At 42.1% G+C, this 16,741-nt stretch carries 13 protein-coding genes; 9 read left to right on the forward strand and 4 right to left on the reverse strand.

Translation table 11 applies throughout. The features are described 5' to 3' along the window. Window positions 1-128 precede the first annotated feature (128 nt). Together CKW03_RS05550 and CKW03_RS05555 are read right to left on the reverse strand one after the other, a co-directional pair. Window positions 129-2,396: an inorganic phosphate transporter gene (locus CKW03_RS05550; RefSeq protein WP_093094881.1), complete on the reverse strand. Its 2,268-nt coding sequence runs from the start codon at window positions 2,394-2,396 to the stop codon at window positions 129-131. Window positions 2,397-2,492: 96 nt separating this feature from the next. Then, window positions 2,493-3,380, reverse strand: a complete 888-nt coding sequence (locus tag CKW03_RS05555; RefSeq protein WP_093094882.1) for an EamA family transporter — start codon at window positions 3,378-3,380, stop codon at window positions 2,493-2,495. A gap of 260 nt (window positions 3,381-3,640) precedes the next feature. Here CKW03_RS05555 and CKW03_RS05560 point away from each other — a divergent pair, with 260 nt between their 5' ends. From CKW03_RS05560 to CKW03_RS05595, 7 genes are all read left to right on the forward strand, one after another. After that, entirely contained in the window at window positions 3,641-4,228 is a 588-nt protein-coding gene (locus CKW03_RS05560) for a C40 family peptidase (protein ID WP_093094884.1), read from the forward strand. A 108-nt stretch (window positions 4,229-4,336) separates the two neighbouring features. Further along, window positions 4,337-4,837, forward strand: coding sequence for a hypothetical protein (locus CKW03_RS05565; protein ID WP_236736423.1), 501 nt, complete (start codon window positions 4,337-4,339; stop codon window positions 4,835-4,837). Between the two features lie 315 nt (window positions 4,838-5,152). After that, window positions 5,153-5,878 (forward strand): aquaporin Z, encoded by a 726-nt coding sequence (gene aqpZ / locus CKW03_RS05570; protein ID WP_093094887.1) that lies wholly within the window; start codon window positions 5,153-5,155, stop codon window positions 5,876-5,878. Between the two features lie 326 nt (window positions 5,879-6,204). Then, window positions 6,205-8,025 (forward strand): DNA polymerase III subunit gamma/tau, encoded by a 1,821-nt coding sequence (locus CKW03_RS05580; protein ID WP_093094890.1) that lies wholly within the window; start codon window positions 6,205-6,207, stop codon window positions 8,023-8,025. Window positions 8,026-8,095: 70 nt separating this feature from the next. Continuing rightward, on the forward strand, window positions 8,096-8,872 hold the full coding sequence (gene rlmB / locus CKW03_RS05585) for a 23S rRNA (guanosine(2251)-2'-O)-methyltransferase RlmB (protein WP_093094891.1): 777 nt from the start codon (window positions 8,096-8,098) through the stop codon (window positions 8,870-8,872). A gap of 59 nt (window positions 8,873-8,931) precedes the next feature. Further along, on the forward strand, window positions 8,932-9,501 hold the full coding sequence (locus CKW03_RS05590) for an HPP family protein (RefSeq protein ID WP_093094893.1): 570 nt from the start codon (window positions 8,932-8,934) through the stop codon (window positions 9,499-9,501). Between the two features lie 100 nt (window positions 9,502-9,601). Next, window positions 9,602-11,134, forward strand: a complete 1,533-nt coding sequence (locus CKW03_RS05595; RefSeq protein WP_093094894.1) for a glutamate racemase — start codon at window positions 9,602-9,604, stop codon at window positions 11,132-11,134. A 41-nt stretch (window positions 11,135-11,175) separates the two neighbouring features. On the opposite strand, the gene CKW03_RS05600 is transcribed toward CKW03_RS05595, so the two are convergent. Continuing rightward, entirely contained in the window at window positions 11,176-13,014 is a 1,839-nt protein-coding gene (locus tag CKW03_RS05600; RefSeq protein ID WP_093094896.1) for a DEAD/DEAH box helicase, read from the reverse strand. A gap of 464 nt (window positions 13,015-13,478) precedes the next feature. On the opposite strand from CKW03_RS05600, the gene CKW03_RS05605 reads away from it, so the two are divergent. Next, complete coding sequence (locus CKW03_RS05605) at window positions 13,479-14,969, forward strand: amino acid permease (protein WP_093094897.1); 1,491 nt, start codon at window positions 13,479-13,481, stop codon at window positions 14,967-14,969. Window positions 14,970-15,042: 73 nt separating this feature from the next. Next, a complete protein-coding gene (locus CKW03_RS05610) occupies window positions 15,043-15,231 on the forward strand; it encodes a KOW motif-containing protein (RefSeq protein ID WP_093094899.1) in 189 nt (62 codons plus the stop codon). Window positions 15,232-15,360: 129 nt separating this feature from the next. On the opposite strand, the gene CKW03_RS05615 is transcribed toward CKW03_RS05610, so the two are convergent. Next, window positions 15,361-16,686 carry an OmpA family protein gene (locus tag CKW03_RS05615; protein ID WP_093094900.1) on the reverse strand — a complete coding sequence of 442 codons (1,326 nt, stop codon included), beginning with the start codon at window positions 16,684-16,686 and terminating at the stop codon, window positions 15,361-15,363. Window positions 16,687-16,741 lie beyond the last annotated feature (55 nt).

Here is a 16,741-nt window from a genome sequence, read left to right on the forward strand (position 1 = left end):
CTCGAAGCAATCTCGAATAAGGTCAAGATTTAGACCATTCCTTTTGGTCTAAATCCTGCCTTTCCTTATGCTATTTTTGTGCCCTTTGTAATGGGGATTGATTTCTTTGATGAGTTGAATTTGAGCTGCTAAGCATTTCTTCTTCTGAAGCTGTCAAACTCTTTGTGCAGACGCATCAACTTGAAGGTTGAACTGATCAGCTCATTGGTTTCAAGAAGGATGGAGAAGTACAGCCTGCTGTTTTTTGGACTGTTTTCAGAAGTCCTGATCCGGTCTATCTGTTTGTCCAACAGGTTGTTGATGTATTCTTGGATATCTTCTCTTTCTTTGATGATCTCATCTATTTTGCTGAAATCCAATCGCTTATAGGTCATGTTGATTTTTGAGAACCATTCAGCGATTCTTTCCACCACATATTTCAAGTCTTTTGCTTGGCTGATCTTCAGTGGTTTATGGTTGTTGTCAACATGCGACATGGCATTGGAGTTGATGACTGCCACGTTTTCCACCATATCCTGTTGGTAACCTAGGGAAATGATGTAATAACGGCTTCCCTTAACGGAGTTATCATCCAAGCTGCGGATATAATCATACATCGCATTGTTGGTCGAATTCAGGTCGTTCTGCAATTTCTTGATCAGCTTTTTGTTGCTTGTCAGAGCATCCAGGTCTTCCTTGATCAAGGAGTCTATTGCTTCCTTAAAGAAAAGGTTGGTCTTGGAAAAGGTTTCACTGATCTGTTGCGCAGAGGTTTCAATAACCTGTTGCAGGCCGATGATATCACCTTTTTCCAGGTTCAGTTCTTGCAATGCCTTGGCTTTGATCTTGCGGTCATGGCTCTTGGCATTTCTATAGAGCAATAGGGCAAGGACGATTAGGGAGATCACAAAGGTGACTATACCACCAATCTTCAGGAAGAAAGCAAAGATAACCGCCCCAGCGAATGCACAGCCCGCAGTCACGAACCAACCGCCGATGACATGGAACACTCCCGATACACGGTAAACTGCACTTTCACGGCCCCAAGCGCGATCTGCAAATGCAGAACCCATGGCCACCATAAAGGTAACATAGGTGGTAGAAAGTGGAAGTTTCATCGAGGTACCTAAAGCGATCAGACTGGAGGCAACCATGAGGTTGACCGAAGCCCGGATCATATCAAACATAGGTTCATCTTTTGACTTCTTTTTCTTTCTATGAGCTGTCAATAATGGATTTTCAAATTTCTTGTCCAAGCTAGCTTGCAAGGTTCTTGGCATCAAATAGCTCAGACCTGAGCCAATCCTGATAAATCCCCTAACGATGCTACGCGATAGCATATTGGACTTGAATTTCTCCGTGCCATCCCCTTGATTAGAAAGGCTCATTTCAGTTTCGATAACTGTCTTAGCCTTTTTAGAAGTCCATAAGGTGATTACCATAATGATACCTGCACACAATAGGATCCAGGTAGGAGCGACGATTTCGCTGGACGCCAAAGCATCCATCATATAAGTTTCGGAATTGGCTCCTGGAATGGACTGGAAGATCTCTACCGATTGAGCCGCCGCAACGGGTACACCGATAAAGTTGACCAAGTCGTTTCCAGCGAATGAAAGCGCTAACGCGAAAGTACCGATGCCGATAATTACCTTTAAAATATTATAACCCAATAGGTTGATGATATAGCTCAAGATGGTGAAGACCACGAAAGATCCACCTAGAAGTAGCAATTCATGGGTCGCAACCCAATCTTTAACATCAGAACCAATGAAGGATACGCCTTTCATCCCTTTGATCAGGATGAAATAGGAGATAGATGCCATAGCGATACCGCCAAAGAATACGCCAATGGTCTTTAATTTTTTTTCAAATTGGAAAGTGAACAATACCCTAGAAATATACTGTACGGCCATACCAACGGTAAAGGAAATGACGACGGACAATAGGATACTATAGACAATTTCGGAGGCTTTATCCGTATTGATATAGGAAGAAAGGGTAGACCAATCACCGTCCTTAATGGCAATATTGTAGATGGCCAAACAGATGGCAGCACCTAAGAGCTCGAATACAATGGATACGGTGGTCGAAGTTGGGAGGCCGAAATAGTTGAAGACATCTAATAAGATGATGTCCGTAATCATCACGGCGAGAAATATTGTTATTACATCATCGAAGGAGAATTTACTGGGGACATAGATCCCACTCCTGGCGATTTCCATCATTCCGCTCGAAAAGACCGATCCGAAAAGGATACCCAAACTGGCAATGATCATAATGCTTTTGAAAGGGATTGCTTTCGATCCAATGGCTGAATTCAGGAAGTTTACAGCATCGTTACTAACACCGACCATCAGGTCTATAATTGCTAAGACAGCAAGCGTGATGAGTACGAGATAAAGGTAGTTCTCCATAATGTATTTGTTTTCAATCTAGATTGTTATGGGTGATCAGACTAAAACTGAAATATAATTTCTAAAACTGCAAGTATAGCGTAAAAACCTTAAAATTTAGCTATTTGTTTTCAAATTATTCTTCCAGAATATCGTCAGAAGAATAAAAATAACACCGACCCATTTAACCCAGCTAACCGATTCTTGCAGCACCAAGTAGGACATGCAGACTGCCACTGGCAATTCTACGGCACTCAAGACGGCCCCAAGGGAATAGCCCACTTTAGGCATTCCATAAGCAAAGAGCAAGGGTGGGATAACGGTTCCAAAAATGGAAAGCAACAAGCCATAAGGCAGGATGCCGATGAAAGTTTCGGGGCTGAACAAGCTGAAGGGTTGTAGGCTGATCAGGATCAGGAACAAGGCTCCGCTGATCATCATGGCGCTTTTATGGATTGGATGGTAATCATTGCCCACGCGACCATTGACGATCATAAAGATGGAATAAGCCGTTGCAGCCAGCATACCGTAACCAATCCCTAATAAAGAGAAGGATTCAAGGGGTTCCTCGATCATTCCAGTAGCGAAGACGGTACCGGCAAGGATGGCGAGGATAACGATGATTTGGCTTAGCTGCGGTTTTACCTTAAAGAAAATCAGTTCGATAATCTGCCCGATCCAGATGTACTGCATCAGCAAGACGATGGCTAGCGATGCAGGCACCAGTTCTACACATTTATAATATAATATGCTGACCATTCCCGTACTAATACCACTGAGGTAGATTTTCCATTTCGGACTTAGTGGTACTTGGGATTTCTGTTTCTGGGAGTTTTTAATGAGTAGCCAAGTTAGCCAGAGGAAGATGACCCCTAAGAGGGCTTGGATTCCGGTCACTTCGCCTAGGTTGTAACCTTGGGCATAGGCTTTTTTAACAAAGGTGGATAGAATTCCGAAGCTCGCGGCTCCAATGAATACGGCTATTGCGCCTTTTGTTTTATTCATGGCGCAAAAGTAAATGAAATAAAGACTATGCGCTAATGGTAAAAACAGTTGATGACATAGAAAAGACAATTCAAATCGTTCCGGTAAAAATTAGCGCGGATAAAATTGGTTGTCACGACAAATATTTTGCTCCAAAAACCGGTTTTTAAGGATTATTAACCTATATTGTGTGGCTTAGGCAAATAATTAAATCACATTTGTGGAAAAAAACAGGTGGCATTTGATTGTACAGCTTGATATTTTTGATTTGGAGGTTTTGGATGAAGATTAATTACAGCTTATTACTTTTTCTTTTGGCGGCAATTGTGTTGAGTTCCTGTGGAGCGAAACGAAAAACTGCGGGCGGAGCTTCTTATGGAAGTGTAAAGCCTAAGAAAGGAGCACCGATTTCGGATGCCAGTGATGCGCGTGGGATGGAGTATTCGGGTAATAAGTTGGATAATTATGCGGAATTATTGGGCGTGAAGACCAAAGATCTGGATAATAAGAGTCTGTACCTGATGATCGACGAATGGATGGGCACTCCACACCGAATGGGTGGAATGGATAAAAGAGGGGTGGACTGTTCGGGTTTTGTGACCTTGATGTACGATAGGATCTATGGAAAAGAGCTGCCGAGGACATCCAGGGACATGGCCGACAATGTGAAGCGCAAGTATGAGAAGCAATTGAAAGAAGGGGACCTGGTGTTCTTTTCATTTGGCGGGCGTAATATCGATCATGTGGGCATCTACCTGCACAATGGTAAGTTTGTACATGTATCTACGCGTAAGGGCGTGATCATTTCCAATCTGAACGATAGTTGGTATTATAAGTATTTCAAGCGGAGCGGTACGCCAAAGGGATAGTGGCTGTTGTTTTATGACAGTATTATGTCCGATATTCGGCTTTATTCTCAAATAAGCCTGTTATAATCTGTACAAATCCCTATTTTTGTGCACATTTTATAGCGTATCATGTCAGAAAAAACTAAAAAGATTTTCTTAGGGCTATGTGTAGTAGTTCCATTTTTAATTTACTGTGTGTATTACTATTCGGCGATGGTGAAAAATGCACCATACCGGTATTCGGATTTCGACCATATCGAAATTACCTATGGATTTCCGGATTCGATGTTGAATCACTTCAATTCCAAGACACAGGAGTACGATTACCTTACTAAAGACAATAAGCTGGTAGAGGATAGCTTGAAACTTCGTGACAATGACCTGTTGTATCTACACAGGAAAGCGCAGGAGTTGGGCTTCTGGAATTTACCAGATGATATGACGGTTGATTTAAGCAAGAGGGCAGCTGGCGAGCGTAAGCCAAGGTATAAGCTGACCTTCGCATATAAAGAAAAAACGAAGACTGTAACCTTTGATCCGGACTATCCGGGACCAGATAAAATGGTGGAAGCAGGCCGTACCACGATCGATGAAGTGGTAAGGATGCTGGCTACGGCAAAGGCGAGATAAAAGGAAATTTATTATTTAATTTTCTCTTAACAGTAACTTTAACCAATAGCCCTACTTTTGAGTCAAGTAATTTGTTTCAATAAATTGTTTGGTGATTTAAAGGTTATTAGGTAAAACAATTAAGAAAAAGGGTCGATGTGATATCGGTCCTTTTTTTTATTTATTGATTTTCGATTAATCTCCTGAAAACTAAAATGATGCTCCCTTCCCTTCTGAAAATAAATGAGAATCTCCGTTTTTGTGGAGATAATTCTACCGTTATTTTATGAGGTAATTATTGATATTAATTGTTAATTTGTATCCAAATAATAAATTATGGAAACAAAAACATTATCAAAATTCATTGCTGAACTGATTGGAACATTTGGTTTGGTATTGTTTGGCTGTGGTGCTGCAGCGGTTGCCGGAGGTGACACGCTTGCACATACATCAGGCCTAGGGTTATTGGGGATTTCCTTGGCATTTGGTTTATCCGTGGTAGTTTTCGCCTATGCGATTGGCGGTGTATCGGGTTGTCACATCAATCCGGCGGTTACCTTGGGTGTCCTAGTCTCGGGCAGAATGTCAGGAAAGGATGCTATAGTTTATATTGCTGCCCAAGTATTGGGTGGTATTTTAGGTGCCTTTGTGTTGAAGACTATTTTGTCCGGTCAGTTAGCAGGTTTCAGTGCTGGCGAATGGGCTTATGGCTCGAATGGCTGGGGCGCAGGTTATCAAAATGAATACGGCATGATGGCGGCGTTTATTACCGAAACGGTATTGACAGCGCTGTTCTTGTTCGTTATTTTGGGGACCACATCAAAACTTGGAAATGGAACGATGGCGGGTTTAGCGATCGGTTTTTCCTTAGTGTTGATCCACATGGTTGCTATTCCTATCACAGGGACTTCAGTAAATCCTGCTAGAAGCCTTGGCCCTGCGATTTTTGCAGGTGGAAATGCAATTTCTCAAGTTTGGTTGTTCTTGGTTGCTCCATTTGTTGGTGCCGTAATCGGTGCTGTCCTTTGGAGATTGGTACAGAACGAACCAAAAACCGCGTAATTGAAAATATTATTTTGATTAATTTAAATGGAGAGAGTTGCCTGAAAAGGCGACTCTTTTTTTGAACCAGGATGGAAGGGATGTGAGGATGGACCAAGATCATGGAATGAACCAGGATGAAAGGGATGTGAGGATGGACCAAGAACTATTCAGATGGTCGAGCTGTATCTCGGCTGCGCTATATATATCGAGACCCGGCACAGCATTATTAGGATTTTTCGCCCGCCGCAAATTTGTCCCTAATCGCTCATCATTCCCTTGTCAAGAGAAATTTTCTGAAAACCGTTTTTGTTTGTGCCAAACTTTGAAAATGATTATCTTCGTGCATGGATAATTTCATTGTCTCTGCGCGCAAATATAGGCCGGTCACTTTTGACTCGGTAGTAGGGCAGCAACACATTACCGGAACACTTAAGAATGCAATACATAACAATCAGTTAGCTCAGGCATTTCTGTTCTGTGGTCCTCGTGGTGTTGGTAAAACTACTTGTGCCCGTATCTTGGCCAAGACAATAAACTGTGAACACATCACGGAATCGAATGAGGCTTGTGGGCAATGTGATAGCTGTAAGTCCTTCCAGAATGGAAATTCTTTCAGCATACATGAGCTGGATGCAGCTTCCAATAACTCCGTGGATGATATCCGTTCATTGATTGATCAAGTGAGGATCCCGCCTCAAACGGGAAAATACAAGATCTATATCATCGATGAGGTTCACATGCTTTCGCAACAGGCTTTCAATGCGTTTTTGAAAACCTTAGAGGAGCCACCTTCCTATGCGATCTTTATCTTAGCGACCACTGAAAAACATAAAATTCTTCCTACTATCCTTTCCCGTTGTCAGATCTTTGATTTCAATAGAATCAAAGTGGATGATATGGCGAGCCATCTCTCTGCTATTGCAGAAAAAGAAGGGGTGACCTATGAAATGGATGGTCTGCATGTCATTGCTCAAAAAGCGGATGGCGGTCTTCGGGATGCGCTTTCGATGTTTGATCAGATCGTCAGTTTCTCAAACAAGAACCTGACTTACCAAGCAGTAATCAACAATCTGAATATCCTGGATTATGATTATTACTTCCAATTGATGGATGCAATCGCCAGACAGGATGCCGCCAATACCTTGTTGATTTTTGATAAGGTGTTGAACAATGGTTTTGATGGCGGACATTTTATTGCAGGTTTATCATCGCATATCCGTAACCTATTGGTGAGCAAGGAACCAAGTACCTTGAAGCTGTTGGAGGTGAGTGAAAACGTGAAGAAAAGATATCTGGAACAGTCACAATCGCTTTCCAGCGGTTTATTGCTGTCTGCCCTGAATATTGCCAACCAATGTGAGGTCAATTATCGCAGTAGTAAAAACCAAAGATTGCAGGTAGAACTGTCCTTATTGAAAATGTGCCATATAGCGAGTGCCATTCAACTAGGAGCAGAAGGTCTACCAGCATTAGCTGAATTAAAAAAAAAACTCCCTAACCCAGGTATAAGCCCTAGTGCTGCAAATGGCTCTGCGCCAGCTGCAACGGGGAAAATTGCTTCTCCGGTGGCTCAACCCGCTTCGCAACCGGCAGCAATGCCAAAACCGATGCCAAGTGCACCTGTTGCTAAACCGGCTGTAGTTGGCTCAAATCCAGCACCAGCGACAGATACTCCTAAACCAGCCACTAAAGGTTGGGGTAATATCAAAACTTCTATTTCTGTTCCTAATCTGAACACGATTTTTGACGATAAAAAGTCAGATGCTGACGAAGAGAATGAGTTGGTAGAAGGAAATGAATTCTATGAGGTTACCCAGAATAGTTTTCTGAGCAAGTGGAATGAGTTTGCTGAAATCCTGCGTAGTGAAAGCAAGATTACGCTGTATACCATCATGACTTCGAATGCCCCAGTGCTAGAAGGGACAACGATCAAGGTAGAGGTAGAGAACATGGTGCAGATGGAAGAGCTGAAATTGGGCAAGATCGATATGCTGAATTACCTGAGGGTGCAATTGCGCAACTTCTCCTTGGATATTGACGGGCTGATGGTGGAGAAGACCAAAGAGCGCAAACCTTATACATCACAAGAGAAATATCAAGCCATGGTTGCCAAAAATCCTATGCTTGATGAGTTGAGAAAAACATTTGATTTGGGTTTAAGCTAATCATTTTTCTTTTCTACCTTTGTACGAATTATTTTCAGGCTGTTAAGGCCTTTATCCATAACAATAACACATGCAAAATTTTCAACGTAGGGACAGGTCCGAAAAGCGTGAGACAAATCAGATGGTATTTGGGATCCGTGCTGTCATGGAAGCCATCGATAGCGGAAAAGAAATAGAATCCTTATTTGTTCAACGTGGTCTGTCGGGACCTTTGTTTGCAGAATTCAAAGCTTTAGTCAAGGAGCAGAATCTAGCATTCCAACAGGTGCCTATTGAAAAATTAAATAGAATTACCCGCAAGAACCATCAAGGGGTCATCGCGGTAATCTCTCCTATCACTTATCAGGACATTGAAGATCTATTGCCGACGATCTATGAAAAAGGGGAGACTCCTTTGTTGTTGATGTTGGATGGGGTTACGGATGTCAGGAATATGGGAGCGATAGCCCGTACAGCGGAATGTGCTGGCGTGCACGCGATCATTGTTCCTAAGAAAGGTTCGGCGGAGATCAATCCGGATGCAATCAAGACTTCGGCTGGAGCGCTTTATAAGATTCCAGTTTGTAGACAGGACTCTTTAGGCCGTGTTGCCAAATTCTTGATTGATTCAGGAGTGCAATTGGTGGTGAGTACCGAAAAAACCAAGGAATCGATCTACGATGTGGATTATACTACCCCTAGCTGTATCATCATGGGAGCAGAGGATGTTGGTGTATCAGACGATTTGATCCGTATTGCGGATAAATTGGCTAAGATCCCAATGTTCGGCGAGATTGAATCCCTGAATGTTTCGGTTTCAGCGGCAGTGGTTATTTATGAAGCGGTTAGACAGCGCAATATCTCCTAACCTTGGTTGATAGACTTAAAAAATCAGTAACCAGGCATTTTAGGGTTTATCGGTACGTGATGTACCGAGAGACCTTGGTGGATTTCAGGGAGCATTTCTGGTCTTTCCTGGGTGCATTTGTCGGTATTGGGCTGATAGCCTTTATACAGTCGCTCCATTTTCCTCCTTTAGAAAATGTATTTTTAATTGGCTCCTTTGGAGCCTCTGCTGTTTTAGTGTATGGTGCTATCCAAAGTCCATTGGCACAGCCTCGGAACTTGGTGGGTGGACATGTGGTGTCGGCCATCGTAGGGGTGACCATTGCCAAGCTATTACCGGATGTGATCTGGTTGACAGCACCATTAGCCGTAGCCACTTCCATCGTGGCGATGCAATTCAGCAGGACCCTGCATCCTCCAGGTGGTGCGACCGCACTGATTGCTGTCAGTGGAGGTGCTAAAATCACGGAGTTAGGCTATTTATATGTATTGGCCCCGGTTTTATTGGGTGCTCTGATCTTGCTGCTAGTGGCCTTGATATTTAACAATATTACCAAGAAACGGCATTATCCGGTGCGATATTCTAGACTAAGGCGATCTAGGCGAAAGCAGTTGAAGCAAAGATTTGAAAGATTTAAGGCCAATATTTGAATATTGGTCTTTTTTATTTGCGATAATTGCACGTTTCTGCGTTTTTTATTTTGAATATCAGAATAAACGGATAACTTTACGGCAATCTACCGAATATCCAATGAAGCACCTAACTATCCTAAATGGCTTGGCCATTTTTGCGCTTTCGCTTGGGAGTACATGTTATGTCCAGGCACAGAGTCCTTTAAAGATTGAGGAAGCAATCTTGAAGGACCAGAAAAACTTTTATTACGTTGATTTCAAGAAATATCCTAAATCATTGAACAATCTACCGATCGGTGTTTTTGATTCCGGTACGGGAGGTTTGACGGTGTTGGACGCCCTTGTGAATTTTGATGAGCATAACAATCAGTCGAGATCAAAGGAAAAGGATGGGTTACTCGATTTTAAGCAAGAGAATTTTATCTATCTAGCGGATCAGGCGAACATGCCTTATGGGAACTATCATGCTGCTCAAAAGGATGAGCTATTGATCGAGCATATCATCAAGGATTTCCAATTCTTGCTTTCCAATAAGTATTACCCGAACTATCAATCGGCAAAATTCAATAAAGACAAGGAAAAGGTAAAAGCGATCGTGATTGCCTGCAATACGGCAACTGCCTATGGCTATAAGGATGCCGAAGCTTTTATGAAAAAAACGAACTTGGATATTCCAGTGATCGGTGTGATCAATGCTGCTGCCCGTGGTACTTTGGCTTTGTTTGATAAGGAAGAATCGGGTTCTATAGCCGTTTTTGCTACGGTAGGGACCATTGCTTCTGGAGGATATGAGCGTACATTGAGGGAGCAGATTGCCAAGACAGGCCATACAGGAGATTTGCAGATCTTTAATCAAGGTGGGCATGGGGTTGCTGAGGCAGTGGATGAAGAACCGGATTTCATTAAGACCAGTGCAAATGCGCCGAGGGCGGACTACCGAGGGCCATCGCTGGATAGCAAAGACTACAAAATAGATCGGACGCTATTGGATATCTATAATTTTAATTTTGATAAGAACCAGATGCTCTGCGATAGCAAGGATACTGAGGATTGCACCATGATGCAGATCAATTCTTCGGAAAACTACATCCGTTACCATTTGGTGAGCTTACTGGAGCAGATGCGTAAGACGGAAGGGGCAAAGCCATTGAAAGCAATGGTGTTGGGTTGTACGCATTATCCTTATCTGGTCAAGGAGATCAACCAGGTCTTAGGCGAGTTGAAGGAATACAAGGGTAATGATGGCGAATATAAGTACCGAGCATTGATCGATAATGAGGTGCATATCATTGATCCATCGGTCTTTGTGGCTCGTGAACTATATGAAGCACTGGAAGAACAGGAATTGTTTAATTCCAAGGGAGATATGTTGAAGAATTCGGAGTTTTATATCTCTGTTCCAAATCAGGATAATAAATCGGTGCAGTTGGAAGGGGGAGAGGCCAGGTTTACCTATGACTATAAATATGGCAGGACGGAAAATGAGATCCAGGAATATGTGAAGGTGGTGCCTTTTGACCGAGGAAATATCTCGGATATGACCTTGGAAAGATTTAAATCGGTGATTCCAAATACCTATCAATTGATGCGTAACTTTTCAAATGGCAATAGCAAGATGAAAAGGCATGCTGAAGAGATCAGGATCAAGTAATAAAAAAATAAGCTCCAATTTGGAGCTTATTTTTTTATTTTCTAGTATCTGTTTCTAGATTCTCTGTCTCTGCGTTTTCCGGAGAAATCACGGAAACCACCACCACCAGATCCACCTCTGTCGCCTCTATCGCTTCTGTCTCTACGTCCAGAACCACCGCGAGATCCTCTGTCACCACCTCTATCACCTCTATCTCTACGGTCGCCACCGAATCCTCCAGAACGACGTCTTCCGCCTCTGTCTGATGAAGGTCTGTCGCCAGAAACTTCGATTCTTACGTTTCTTCCGTTGAAGTCAACATCTTTAAATCCTTGGAATACACTGTCTACGTCAGCATCAAGTACTTCGAAGAAAGTGAATACACCTTTTAGGTCTATTTTACCAACTGATTTGCCTGAGATTTTACCTTTGTTACAGATGTAAGAAAGCATATCTCCACGGCTGAACTCATCCACAGAACCAAGGTTGATAAACAAACGTGTATAACCTTTAGATCCAGAGCGACGATCTCCTCTTTCACCTCTTTCACCACGCTCGCCTCTAGCATCACGTGCTTCCATGTTCAAGTCAGGAGCATCTTGGTAATAGTTCAGGAATCTGTTGAATTCCAAAGAAGCAAATCTTTTGATTACTTCCTCTTTAGAAAGATCTTGCAAACTTTCCATGATTTGAGGTAAGAAAGCTGTGATTTGGTCTTCATGTACTTCTACATTGTGTACTTTGTCCACAAGAGAGAACAATTGTTTTTCACATACTTCAGTACCCTGAGGAACTTGTTTGCGGATAAACTCTTTTCCGATAATCTTTTCGATATGACGGATTTTGCTCATTTCTTTCACATTGATCAATGAGATCGAAATACCAGTTTTACCGGCACGAGCAGTACGACCAGAACGGTGCGTATAGTTTTCAGTTTCGTCTGGTAAAGAATAGTTGATAACGTGTGTTACGTCATTAACGTCGATACCACGTGCTGCAACGTCAGTAGCAATCAATAGTTGCAAGTTGCGCTCGCGATAGCGTTTCATTACCTTATCACGTTGCTGTTGCGAAAGATCACCGTGCAAGGAATCGGCGTTGTAGCCGTCTTTGATCAATGCTTCAGCGATTTCTTGCGTTTCAATCTTAGTACGGCAGAATACGATACCAAAGATCTCTGGGTAATAATCGACAATACGTTTAAAAGCAGCGTATTTGTCTTTCGCCTTGATCATGAAGTATTGGTGCTCGATATTCTCGTTACCCGTATTCTTAGTACCTACAGTTAACTCTTTCGGGTCGTTCATGTAGTTTTGAGCGATACGGCGCACTTCTTTAGGCATGGTTGCGGAAAACAACCAAGTTTTTTTGTCGTCAGGAGTCTCAGAAAGGATATTGTTAATGTCCTCTTGGAATCCCATGTTCAACATCTCGTCAGCTTCGTCAAGCACCACATAGCGAACATTGGAGAAGTCAATGGCGTTACGGCCAATGATATCCAACATCCTACCAGGAGTTGCAACCACGATTTGTACACCACGACGAATCTGGCGTAATTGATCACCGATATTGGCACCGCCATAAACGGCAACCACATGTACGTTATCGATGTACTTGGCAAATTTTTCTAGGTCTCTTGCGATTTGCAAACATAGCTCACGCGTTGGACATAGAACCAATGCTTGAGGTTGTTTTGATGAAAAGTCTAGTTGTTCTAAAAGTGGAAGACCAAATGCCGCTGTCTTCCCTGTACCTGTTTGGGCTAATCCGACAAAATCGTCGTTACCAGTCAGTAATACAGGAATGGCTTTTTCCTGGATGGGAGAAGGTTTCTCGAAACCTAACTCAGTGATGGCATTAACAATCTCATGACGGATTCCCAGTTCTAAAAATGGGTTCATGAAATAAAATATACAATAGGCACTATTGCCTAAGGCGGTGCAAAGGTAAATACAATAATTGATAAATCCTAATTTTCAATAGTTTGTATGTTAAAAAATGTGGTTTTCCCGATTTTCGGTTCCTGCACATTAATGCAGTCCCCACAATTTCTTTACCTATCTATTAAACAAGCTTTTTTTCTTTAGGTTTTGGTTTATAAATCAATACTTATAAAAGAAAATTGAAGATTTTGCTCGATGTAGCAAAAAAGTGATAAAGGAACTGTTTTTAATTGTTTTGATATGATCAGTTTCTGCCAATAATTATTTTGTAAATGCTGGCAGAAAACGAATGATCGCAAGGAATAAGGGTTAAATCATTGTAGTTTTTAATTTATTAGCGTCATCGATAATGAATTGTTAATGAATTGGATTCTATTTTAATTTTTTTGTAGGTTTGATTCTTTAATTATTCATCTAAATTTATGTGGTATAAAAAATCTATTACAAAATTGATTTCTGAGGCTGAGCAGAGCGGCGAAGGAACCCTGAAACGGACCTTGTCGAGTTCTGGTCTGATCGCTTTAGGAATTGGAGCCATTATTGGAGCTGGTTTATTCTCTTTGACAGGGATTGCTGCGGCTGACCATGCGGGGCCTGCGGTAATGATATCTTTTATTATTGCTGCGGTTGGTTGTGCATTCGCGGGGCTTTGTTATGCAGAGTTTGCTTCCATGATTCCTGTTGCTGGTAGTGCCTACACCTATTCTTATGCAACCATGGGTGAGTTTATGGCCTGGATTATCGGTTGGGACCTTGTACTTGAGTATGCTTTGGCTGCTGCTACCGTAGCGGTGAGCTGGTCGCAATATGTGAATGAGCTGTTCTTGCTGATGGGGATACATCTCTCCCAAGAGGTGCTGGCGGGTCCATTCGAAGGCGGGGTAATCAATTTGCCAGCCATCATCATCGTTTGTTTGCTTTCGCTATTGCTAATGCGCGGAACGCAGGAGTCTTCCTTTGTCAATAACATCTTGGTTATTTTGAAGGTTGCTGTTGTGATTTTGTTTATCGTATTAGGATGGCAATTTATTGATCCTGCAAACCATACACCATTGATCCCTACCAATGAGGGTGAGGAAATGGTGAAGTCAGGTCAAATGGGATTCTGGGAGTTCTGGAATAGTGATTATCGGGGACACTATGGCTGGACAGGGATTCTACAAGCTGCAGGGGTTGTATTCTTTGCATTTATTGGTTTTGACGCGGTAAGTACTGCGGCGCAAGAAGCGAAAAATCCTAAGAAAGGCATGCCTATCGGGATCATCGGTTCCTTGATCGTTTGTACTATATTATATGTATTGTTTGCTTATGTAATGACTGGTTTGGCTCCTTACACTGTGTTCAGTGGAGATGCAAAACCGGTAGCTACAGCATTTGAAAAAACTGGATATCATTTCTTGAATACTGCGATGATCGTGACGATCATTGCTGGGTATACTTCGGTAATCCTAGTGATGTTGCTAGGTCAAAGCCGTGTGTTCTATTCAATGAGTAAGGATGGTCTACTGCCTAAATTGTTCTCAGATCTTTCTAAACGTCAAACGCCTTGGAAAACTAACTTGATCTTTATGGTCTTTGTAAGTTTATTTGCAGGCTTTGTTCCGGTTTCGGATCTAGGACATATGGTAAGTATCGGAACCTTATTTGCCTTTACTTTGGTATGTATCGGTGTATTGGTGTTGCGTAAGACTAACCCGAAACTAGAGAGACCATTCAGGACGCCTTGGGTGCCTTTGATTCCAATCTTAGGTATCTTGGTATGTGTGCTGATGATGGCTGGTCTTCCTATTGAGAGCTGGGAGCGTTTGGGAATCTGGATGGCAATAGGTGTTGCATTCTACTTCTTATACGGACATAAACATTCCAAAATCAGGAAAGAAAAGGAAGCTGAGGCTTCTGGAACTTCTGAATAAGGATAATCTTATTGACAAATGGGGGTAGGGCTTGGGCTTTCTACCCCTTTTTATTTTACTTAATTATTTGTTGATGGAAAGCATAAAGAATGGGGATTATTGCCGAGTAATGGGCGGAACCCATAAAGGAAAATCGGGTAGGGTGAATGATTTGCATGTAAGCAAATCAGGGCATCAGACCATAACGGTACAACAGAGTTCTGGAATCAGGTTTAAGACGCTTTTGAAAAATGTGCAAAAGATAGAGCCAGAAGAAGAGTAAGTCTAGGTGGCACATTCTTAGCAGATACAATACTACCGTATCTTGAATAAGAAATGGGATAAATAAAAAGGACCTGCAAATGCAGGCCCTTTTTGGTTGTATGTTGTTTAGCTTAATGCAATTTTATGCCTAGAATAAGGTAAATTCAACACGTCTGTTCAACTGACGTCCTTCTGGAGTACTGTTGGTAGCGATAGGTTGGTTTGGACCATAACCTGTAGCTTCGATACGTGATGCATTTGCTCCTTTAGATACTAAGTAAGCTTTAACTGATTCTGCACGTTCTTTTGATAGACGTAAGTTCAATTGTAATGAACCGGTGTTATCGGTGTGACCAGCAAGTTTTAAGCTGAAGTTTTTCTCGATCAATAAAGCTGCAACTCTATTCAATGATTCGTAAGAAGTAGGACGGATGGTAGCTTTACTTAAGTCAAACTCAAGGTTTTTGATCGCTTCATCAACAACTTTTCTGTCTTCTTCAGTAACTACGATTTTCTCAACAACTTTAGTTTCGTGTTTCACTTCTGGAAGTGGACATCCTGCTCCGTCAACTTTAGTTCCTGCAGGTGTATCTGGACATTTATCGAATTTGTTTGCAACACCGTCGCCATCGTTATCTTCTAGACCAGCGTTGATTTCGTCCATGTTGGATTGCAATTTTTCATTTGCAGCAACCAAAGCATCACGCTCAGCTTTTAACTCATCGTATCTAGCAGCCATAGTCGCTACAGGGTTTGAGTTGCCAAGGTAAGGTTTGTTTCCATCTCCTAATGCGATTTCTAGACCAGCGTGAGCATACGAGAATAGGTCGTTTTTGTATTGACCGCCACGGATACCATCAAAGTTTTGGTTAGCCCAGTTCAATTGGTAACCCAAGTCGATGTTGATTCCTTTCGCTACAGCGAATTTGAATCCTGCGTCAACTGGTACAAATAATTTTGTTGAAGATTCTGCAGTAGTTGAAGTTTCTCCTGTTTTTGTAGTTGTTTCGAAACTCAATGCACCTACACCGACAGCGAAGTACGGTTTGATGATGCTGTTAAAGAATCTCCAGTTGGTGTTCGCCATAGTGAACTCTCCAGATACAGCAGCTGACCAAGGCATCTTTGTTTCAAACTCAGAAATTGCTGCGCCAGCCGTTTCGTTCACTCCACTAACTTTACCGCCCATGTATTGAGCTTTAATACCGAAAGAAGGAGAGATTTGGTTTTTTACATAAGCCGAATAACCTACGTTGTGGTTTAATTTATCGAATCCAGCTCTATTGAAGCCGAAAATGTTGGATTGATTAAGGACCCCTGCGTTGATACCGATAGACCAAGTTCTGTATTGTGAAGTTGGACCTAAAGTAGTCGTGCCTTCAACAGTAGCCGTGTTGGTTTGTGCGAAAGTAGCAGAAGAGATTAAAACAGCAGCAGCTAATGCGCTAACTTTTTTAAAGTAAAGTGTTTTCATAATATTATATGCTTTTATGCCAATGGCATGGCAAATTTGTTGCCAAAACAACTTG

Source organism: Sphingobacterium mizutaii (assembly GCF_900187125.1).
GTDB lineage: Bacteria > Bacteroidota > Bacteroidia > Sphingobacteriales > Sphingobacteriaceae > Sphingobacterium > Sphingobacterium mizutaii.

Excerpts from the sequence above, each read along its gene's own strand:
- CKW03_RS05550 (WP_093094881.1), bottom strand. The coding sequence starts at position 2,396 with ATGGAGAACTACCTTTATCTCGTACTCATCACGCTTGCTGTCTTAGCA.
- CKW03_RS05555 (WP_093094882.1), bottom strand. The coding sequence starts at position 3,380 with ATGAATAAAACAAAAGGCGCAATAGCCGTATTCATTGGAGCCGCGAGC.
- CKW03_RS05560 (WP_093094884.1), top strand. The coding sequence starts at position 3,641 with ATGAAGATTAATTACAGCTTATTACTTTTTCTTTTGGCGGCAATTGTG.
- CKW03_RS05565 (WP_236736423.1), top strand. The coding sequence starts at position 4,337 with ATGTCAGAAAAAACTAAAAAGATTTTCTTAGGGCTATGTGTAGTAGTT.
- aqpZ (WP_093094887.1), top strand. The coding sequence starts at position 5,153 with ATGGAAACAAAAACATTATCAAAATTCATTGCTGAACTGATTGGAACA.
- CKW03_RS05580 (WP_093094890.1), top strand. The coding sequence starts at position 6,205 with ATGGATAATTTCATTGTCTCTGCGCGCAAATATAGGCCGGTCACTTTT.
- rlmB (WP_093094891.1), top strand. The coding sequence starts at position 8,096 with ATGCAAAATTTTCAACGTAGGGACAGGTCCGAAAAGCGTGAGACAAAT.
- CKW03_RS05590 (WP_093094893.1), top strand. The coding sequence starts at position 8,932 with ATGTACCGAGAGACCTTGGTGGATTTCAGGGAGCATTTCTGGTCTTTC.
- CKW03_RS05595 (WP_093094894.1), top strand. The coding sequence starts at position 9,602 with ATGAAGCACCTAACTATCCTAAATGGCTTGGCCATTTTTGCGCTTTCG.
- CKW03_RS05600 (WP_093094896.1), bottom strand. The coding sequence starts at position 13,014 with ATGAACCCATTTTTAGAACTGGGAATCCGTCATGAGATTGTTAATGCC.
- CKW03_RS05605 (WP_093094897.1), top strand. The coding sequence starts at position 13,479 with ATGTGGTATAAAAAATCTATTACAAAATTGATTTCTGAGGCTGAGCAG.
- CKW03_RS05610 (WP_093094899.1), top strand. The coding sequence starts at position 15,043 with ATGGAAAGCATAAAGAATGGGGATTATTGCCGAGTAATGGGCGGAACC.
- CKW03_RS05615 (WP_093094900.1), bottom strand. The coding sequence starts at position 16,686 with ATGAAAACACTTTACTTTAAAAAAGTTAGCGCATTAGCTGCTGCTGTT.